Source organism: Streptomyces sp. NPDC057654 (assembly GCF_042800135.1).
Taxonomy (GTDB): Bacteria; Actinomycetota; Actinomycetes; order Streptomycetales; family Streptomycetaceae; genus Streptomyces.
Map to the genome: position 1 here is coordinate 1 of NZ_JBHVHQ010000395.1, position 7,567 is coordinate 7,567.

The 7,567-nt window shown below is 73.3% G+C and carries 6 protein-coding genes and 2 pseudogenes; all 8 read right to left on the reverse strand.

Annotation, left to right across the window (positions count from 1 at the left end):
• A pseudogene (locus ACFU99_RS25570) lies at window positions 1–1,131 on the reverse strand (hypothetical protein); the annotation flags it as partial.
• Window positions 1,124–1,729 carry a phage tail protein gene (locus ACFU99_RS25575; RefSeq protein WP_384395833.1) on the reverse strand — a complete coding sequence of 202 codons (606 nt, stop codon included), beginning with the start codon at window positions 1,727–1,729 and terminating at the stop codon, window positions 1,124–1,126. The pseudogene ACFU99_RS25570 and the gene ACFU99_RS25575, both read right to left, overlap by 8 nt.
• Before the next feature lie 5 nt (window positions 1,730–1,734).
• Window positions 1,735–3,690, reverse strand: coding sequence for a putative baseplate assembly protein (locus ACFU99_RS25580; RefSeq protein ID WP_384395836.1), 1,956 nt, complete (start codon window positions 3,688–3,690; stop codon window positions 1,735–1,737).
• Entirely contained in the window at window positions 3,690–4,097 is a 408-nt protein-coding gene (locus ACFU99_RS25585) for a GPW/gp25 family protein (protein WP_384395839.1), read from the reverse strand. The genes ACFU99_RS25580 and ACFU99_RS25585 overlap by 1 nt, the downstream gene beginning before the upstream one ends.
• Before the next feature lie 133 nt (window positions 4,098–4,230).
• Entirely contained in the window at window positions 4,231–6,132 is a 1,902-nt protein-coding gene (locus ACFU99_RS25590) for a VgrG-related protein (RefSeq protein ID WP_384395842.1), read from the reverse strand.
• On the reverse strand, window positions 6,132–6,878 hold the full coding sequence (locus ACFU99_RS25595) for a LysM peptidoglycan-binding domain-containing protein (protein WP_384395845.1): 747 nt from the start codon (window positions 6,876–6,878) through the stop codon (window positions 6,132–6,134). Before ACFU99_RS25595 ends, ACFU99_RS25590 begins: the two co-directional genes overlap by 1 nt.
• Complete coding sequence (locus ACFU99_RS25600; protein WP_384395848.1) at window positions 6,878–7,315, reverse strand: phage tail protein; 438 nt, start codon at window positions 7,313–7,315, stop codon at window positions 6,878–6,880. Before ACFU99_RS25600 ends, ACFU99_RS25595 begins: the two co-directional genes overlap by 1 nt.
• A 61-nt stretch (window positions 7,316–7,376) precedes the next feature.
• Window positions 7,377–7,567, reverse strand: a pseudogene (locus ACFU99_RS25605) (hypothetical protein); the annotation flags it as partial.

The following is a 7,567-nucleotide window of genomic DNA, read 5'->3' on the forward strand; positions in this document are numbered from 1 at the left end:
GAAGTGGTCCTGAATGGCGCGGGCGGCCGGCGGGCCGCCGAAGACGCCGCCGACGATCACGCCGACGAGCAGCAGCGTGAGGAGGACGCGGGTGATCCAGCGGCCGTGCTCACGGTGCAGCCGCGGGCGCTGACCGGCGTACGGGCCCTCGGCGATCGCGTCCCGCTCGTCGGAGAGCGGGCTGGCGCACTGCCGGCAGAAGTGCCGCCGCGGCGGGTTCACCGTGCTGCAATACCGGCACGGGTCGCCGAAGTCGGCCATCGGCACGCCGGGCGTACGGACGCGGGGCCGCTGCGTCTCGGGGCGGCCGGGCAGCACCGAGCCGGGCGCCTCCGGCGGGGCGGACGGCGGGGTGGCGTCCGGTACGGGCACGAGCAGCGCGCGGATCGCGGTGTCGGACCGGTTCGGGGGCTCCACGGGGCGGTGCGGCTCCCAGTCGGCGCCGGGCCGCGCGGGCGGCGCGGTGGGCGTTTCCGGGGCCTCGGGGGTGTGTGAGGCGTTCGGGGCGGGCTGGGGCGGTTCGGCGGGCTCGGCGGCGTTCTGCGCCATGGGCCAGTCGTCGTCGGCGTCCCGCCGCGCGCGCCGGTCGCCGGGTGCCGGGGGCATCGGAATGGTGTTCTCGGTGTCGGGGTCCTCGAAACCGGGCCGGGCCTGCTGGGACGCGCCGTCGGCCGCGCCCGGTGCCGCCGCGCCCGGCATGGGGCCCGCGGGGGGCAGCGGCGCGGAAGGTGCGGCGGGTGCGGTGGGCGCCTGCTCGGTGTGCGGGGCCGGGGCCGGGTTGGAGCCGTACGGGCCGCCCTGCGCGTCCGCCCCGGGCTTCTGCCCCGGCTGCGGCCCCGCCGAGCCCGTACCCGAGCCCGTAGCCGACGGAGCGCCCCGGTCGTGCGGCGAGCCGTCGCGCGGGGCCAGCCGGCCGCCCTGGATGCTGCCGCCGTCTCTCGGGGTCGGGGCCGGCCTCGGGGGCGGGGACGTGTCCACCTCCGGCGTCTTCTTCGAGGAACTGTCGGCCGGCGACGTGGCCGGGGAGGAGTCCCAGCGCAGGAAGCCGCCGCAGGAGTCGCAGAAGGACTGGCCTTCCTGGCGCGCCGGGGTTCCGCAGTCCGGGCAGGCGGCGGCGGGGGCGTCAGACATGGTCGGATCCCTTCGGGTCGGCGGGGGCCGGGGCTACCTCGGCGGTGAACGGAAGGTGCGCGGGGCGGGCCGCGGAGACGATGGCGTGCAGCCGGTGCGCGTCGACCGCCGCCGGGTCGGGGACGTACAGCGTCACCTTGAGGAACGCCTCGGGCGTGCCGGGGAACGCGCCCAGCGGGCGCGCCGACCAGGTGGCGCCGCCGCTCTCCGTGATCTCGGGCGTGACGCCGAACGCCAGCCGCACCGCGTCGGACAGCCCCTGGCAGGTGCCCCGCACCCGGTGCAGGGAGACGGCCGTCGCGACCGCGTGGCGGCGCAGCGCCAGCGGCTCCGTGCCGTCCAGCTCCGCGCCCACCCAGGTCGTCAGCCAGTCGATGAAGTCGTCCGGCGCGAGGGCCGGCATGAAGTACGCCTCCAGGCAGTCCAGGACGTTGAACAGCGGCGCCAGCACCACGTCCAGGCCCTCGACGAAGCGCAGCGCGAAATCGTCCTCGGCGTAGATGCCGGGGAGCTGGTCGCCGAGCGGGTACGGGGTGCCGAGCCCGTCGACCGAGCCCCGGCAGGCGGGCGGCGGTACCGCCTCGATCGGTGTCGTCATCGCGGTTACCGGGCCTCAATCACGCGGACGCGGTGGTCGAAGGGGAACAGCAGCGCCGACGGCGCGAGCTCTATGCGGTCGGTGGCGTCGCCGCGCCGGCCGGTCAGCGGGTCGGCGGGGTGCAGCAGCACCTCGTCCACCAGCTCCACGCCGGGCACCCGCTGGAGCGCCGCGAAGATCTCGCCGGAGCGCAGCGGCCGGCCGAACGGCCAGCCCTCGCCGTGCGCGCCGCCCGTCAGCGGGTCGAGGTAGGCGTACAGCGCGTCGAGCGCCTCGGCCCGTACCCGCTCGGCCTGCGCGGCGCGGAACGAGTGCAGCGTCGCGACGACCGTGACGCCCTGGTAGAACGGCGGGCCCACCGACAGCCGGGTGCCCAGCGGGCGGCGCTCGTCGAGGAACTCCGTGACGCGGCCGAGGAGTTCGTCGCCCGGCACCAGCTGCTCGAAGCGGAGCCGGCCGCCCCGGTCGGAGACGGCCTGCGGGACGACGAGGACCCGCACCGCGTTGTCGCCGTGGTCGTGCTGGTCCGCCGCGAGGCAGGCGATACGGGCGGTCTCGGGCGCTGCGCGGCGCGCCAGTTCCTCGTAGTCCCGCGCGGTGACGGCCCGTTCCTGGGCGCGCAGCGCGATGGGGGCCCGTACCTTCGCCTCCTCGACCGTCTCGCCGTCGACGCCGCCGCGCGCGGCCTCCCGGTTCGCGACGCGCGCGATGTACGGGATGGAGCTGCGCAGCACCTGGATCGCGCCGCGCGCCACATTGCCGCCGCGCCCGCCGCCGGTGCGGTAGCGGGTGGCGCGGATCATCGCGCCCTTCGCGGGCACCGCGCCGAACTGGTGCACCTCGCCGTCCGCCTGGCGCACGGACGGGCCGAAGGCGACCTCGCCGGTGGCCGCGTCCAGGGTGAGGTGCCGGTCGTCGGGGCCCGAGCGCGCGAAGTCGCCGACGACCTCCCAGCTCTGCCAGCCGTCGCCCTCCGAGACCTCCAGCAGCAGCGGCGGGTAGTCCCCGACGACGGGCGCGTGCGCGAGCCGCAGCCGCTGGCCGGGCACGCCCGAGGACTCGCCCAGCGACTCGTCCTGGACGACGTCGGCGTGGGCGGCGGTCGTCGTGCCGCCGATGGTGAACGCGGACGCGGCCCGTACGGTCGGCGAGGCGCTGTAGAACGGCTGGCCCGGCGCGGCCTCCGTGACCCGGCAGCGCAGCCAGCCCGCCTCGCGGCGGCCGACGCGCGAGAGCAGATGGCCGGAGGGGATGTGCAGCACGACCTCGCCGGGCCGGTTGAGGCCGCCGGTGGAGTCCTCGTCGACCTCGCACTCGATCCAGCCGTCGGCCGTCCACGCCTCCCAGCACAGCGGCGGCTGCCGGGGGTCGACGCCGACGCCGTCCACCCGGCTGTCGAGGTTCAGCACCGCGACGCACCGCGGCACGGCCGCCGACAGCCCGAACAGCAGCATGTCGCCGGGTTGCGGCGACTCCCCGAAGACCGCCACGTCGTCGCCGCCGAAGATGTCCTGGCTGCGGTCCTCGGGCGAGGACCCGGACTCCTGCCGCAGCACGGTCTCCAGCTCGCACGGCACGACCGTCAGATCGTCCTCCGTCGCGAAGGCCACCGCCTCCTCGGACTCGGTGCGGCTGGTCGCCACCTCCGTGCCGGTGGGCAGCACGACCGGCTCGTCCTGCGGCGCGGAGAGCCAGAACGTGACGGCCGCGCGGGCCGCGGCCGGCGGGAAGAGGCTGACGCCCAGCAGGTCGAGGAAGGCGAGGTGGTTCTTCTCCGGCACCCGGTTGAGGCGGTAGACGACCTGGTCCGCCATGTGCGCGACGGCCTCGATGAGGGTGACGCCGGGGTCCGAGACGTTGTGGTCGGTCCACTCGGGGCAGCGCTGCTGGATGTAGCGCTTGGCGTCGTCGACGAACTGCTGGAAGCGCCGGTCGTCGAGGTGGGGGGCGGGCAGGGCCATCAGACGTCGCTTTCGGTGGACGGGATCACATAGAAGGGGAAGACGAGGGAGCGCGGGTTGTTGGTGCCGCGCACCGCGTACTGCACGTCGATGTACAGCACGGACGAGTCGTCCGGCGCCGGGCTCACCGTCACGTCCAGCACCTCGATGCGCGGCTCCCACCGGTCCAGCGACAGCCGCACCTCGTACCGGATGCGCCCGGCCGTCGCCTCGTTGACCGGCGCGAAGACCATGTCGTGCACCGCGCACCCGAATTCGGGCCGCATCGGCCGCTCGCCCGGCGCGGTGGCCAGCACCAGCCGCATGGACTCCTCGATCTCGCGCTCGCGGCGGACGAGCGCGATGCCGCCGGAGACATCCGTGCGCATCGGGAACGCCCAGCCCGCACCGACGAATTGCTCACTCATCTGCCGTGGCCCCCTCAGGCTTGCAGAAACACGCGGTCCCGGACCGGCGCACGGCCTCGGACCGGTGCTCGGACTCGGATCGGTGCTCGGACTCGGACATGGACTCGGGTCTTCTTCCTCCGGATCGCACGGATCAGATCGGCAGCGGGATGTCGTTGACGAGCACCACCGGCGTCTCCATGCCCACGATGGACGGGGAGGTGAGCGTCACCGGCCCGGCGGCCTTCATCCCCGCCGTGGCGCCCGCCTGGATCTCCACCGCGGCGCCCGCCTCGATGTTCACGGCGGCGCCCGCGTTGATGTCCGCCTCGGCCCCCGCGGTGACGCCGAACTTCATGCCCGCCTTGATGTCGATCGCGGCCCCGGCGTCGATGCTGATCGAACCGCCGGCCTTCAGCGACAGATTGCCGCCGGCCATGACGTCGACGCTGCGGGTGCCCCTGATGTGCACGCTGCCGTCGGCCTTGATGGTCACACTCGTCTTGACCTCGTCGAGGTGCACGGTGAACTTGCCGTTGCCGGTCTGGAGCCGCACCCCGCTCTTCATCTTCGACTTGGCGTCCACCAGCTCCAGCGTGTGACCGGAACGGGAGGTCAGGCTGCGCCAGTTGACCTTGCCGCTGAGCCCGTCGATGGGGTCGAGGTTGTCGGGGTCGGGGGTCGGCTTGTCCTTCCCGTTGTACAGGCCCGCGATGACGTACGGGTGCTCCAGCGAGCCCCGGTCGAAGGCGACCAGCACCTCGTCCTCGACCTCGGGCATCAGCAGCCCGCCGCCCTTGACCCCGCCGAACTGCGCGACCCGGCACCAGTCGCTCTCGTACGTGTCCGACAGCCACGGGAACGTCAGCTTCACCCGGTTCAGCTTCAGCGGGTCCTTGGCGTTGCTGACCTGCGCCACGACCACGCCCGGCATGGTCGGCGCCTCCTCCGAGCCGCCCGAGGCGAGCCCGTACAGCGAGCGGAACTGCCGCGCCGAGACATGCAGCCAGGTGGTGAACGGCCGCCCCGACTCGAAGACATGGCGGACGCCGGTCGCCGTGTACTTGCCCTCGAAGGGGAAACCGGCGCCCTTGAGCGCGACCGGGTGGCCCGGCCGCATCTCGGGGTTGCCGGTGATCGCCACCTCCAGCTCCGCGAAGGAGTTCGCGACGTCGTCGGCGAGCGCCTTCGCGGCGTGCTTGACCTGCCCCGACGTGGTGTACGGCGTCTGCGTCTCGGTCAGTTCGGACGACCCGAACGGCGACGACACCTGCCCCGGTGTGATGTCCGCGAGGATGTCCTCGCTCTTCGTGGCCTGCGAGTCGGCGTACAGCGAGCGCTTGGCGCGCATGTCCCAGCCGCGCGCGGAGGCCCGCTTGACCTGCCCGGCGGCGGTCACCGACACCCGGGCCTGGGTGGTGTTGTGGCCGAATTCCAGCACGTACGGGGACTGCGCGGCAGGCGTGGTGTCGGAGGGCGCGCCCGAGGCCGACGGCAAGTCCGTGAACTGGAGCTTGCCGTGCTGGTCGAAGTAGAGGTGGACGTCGTTCTCCGCGGCGAGCCGGGAGAGGAAGTCCCAGTCGGTGATGTTGGGCTGCGTCGCCAGCTCGTACACCGTGGGCGTCGAGTCGATCGTGCCGACATCCAGGCCGTTCTTGGTGGCGAGCCGATCGACGATGTCCCCGGCAGTCATGTTCGGGTACCCCTCGACCCGGTGGTTGCGCAGCAGCCGGTGCCCGAGGTCGTAGCCGCGCACCACCAGCGACTTGCCGCCCGCGTCGACGTCCGCCTCCAGCGCGGTGACCTCGCCCGTCAGCATCGGGTCGCCGCGCCGGCCGTCCGTGAACGGGCAGAGCGTCGCCTTCGCGCCCACCTTGATCTGCGGGAACTTCTTCAGGATGTCGCTGCCCGAGTCGTCGAACGTCAGCTGGAACGCGGACGGCACGTTGACGCTCGCGTCCACCCACCCCTCGATGAGGTGGGCGGCCAGCTTGTCGGTCAGCACCGCCCCGCCGATCTCGGCGTAGAGGACGGTGGTGAAGGTCTTCTCGCTCATCAGCGCTCCTCGGCCAGGTCCGGCGCCCGTACCTCGTCGGCGGCGGGCAGCAGCAGTTCGGTTCCGGGGCGCAGCCGCATCGGGTCGTCGATGCCGTTCGCCTCGGCGATCACCCGCCAGCGCGTGGCGTCCCCGTACTCGCGATAGGCCAGCGAGGCCAGCGAGTCGCCCGCCACGGTGCGGGTGATGCGGCGCGCGGAGAGCGCGCCGGACGTCGGGTTCTGCCCCTTGGTGGACATGGCCACCTCGGTCAGCGACAGCGTGCAGGTCGCGCGGATCGGCTCGCCGGTCGGGTTGAACAGGGTGTAGGTCGCGTTGACGGACGTCACGTACGCGATGAACTGCACCGTGTTGAACGAGCCCCACGAGAACCGCACCCACGGCGGCGACGGCCGCTTGGACTGCGAGCTCTGCGACGTCACCTCGCAGCAGGACAGCAGCAGTTCGACGTGCTTCTGCACCTTGCCGGACTTCGGGGTGCCGGACGCGTCCAGGAACACCTCCAGCTGGAGCGTCGCGGGCCGGGTGCCGGTGAACTTCGGCGGCGCGCCGCGCATGTACGCGACCGCCTGCCGCGTCTGCCACTCCGCCTCGCGCCCCATCTGGAGCTGGGTCGGGTTGAACTGGAACTCCACTTCGCCGATCTTCCCGCCCATCGACCCGCCCAGGTCGGTGGGCGGCTGATGGATCGCGAGCGACGCCCGTACCAGGCTCGCTCCCGCCTTGCCGCCGGTGGGCGCGGCCATCAGGCACCTCCCGCGTCAGTGAAACCGTGATGGGCGATCTCAAGGGTCTCGGTCGCCACGCTCGGACTCTCCGGATTGAGACTCGGCCCCTGCCAGCGCACCGGCAGGACCTCCACCAGCCCCCACTGCGCCACGATCGAACCGTTCGCGCGCAACGCCGCGATCTGCGCCGTCGGCCGGCTGATGCCGGTGGCGATCGACGAGATCCACGCGGCCACCCGCGACGTCTCGGCGGTCAGCGGCCGGGTCAGCCGGATCGTGGAGAACGTCACGCGGGACGGCAGCTGCCACACGAAGCCGTTGTTGCCGCCCTCCTGCCGCTGCTCCACCTCGACCTCGGAGGCGAGCCCCTCGCAGCCGTTGAACAGCCCGAGGTCCTGGCCGTCGATGGTCAGCTTGAAGAAGACGGTGGAGCCGGGATCTTCGGTGTTCGGCATGCGTTGGTTCTCTCGCTAGTGGTACGGGCGGGGGCTGGTTTCGAGTGGGTGCCGGCGCCGTTCAGCGCCCGCGGTCGCGCAGCCGCCCGACGCGCTCGCGGTCCCCGCGCAACTCCGCCCGCAACAGCCGCGACAACGGCGCGACGAGCCGCCGCGCCAGGTCGTCGAGCTGGGCGGGGGTGGGGGCGGTCGTGGGCTCCGACTCGGCGGTCACCGATGTCGATCCGCTTGCCGCGGGGGCGGGCGCGGGCG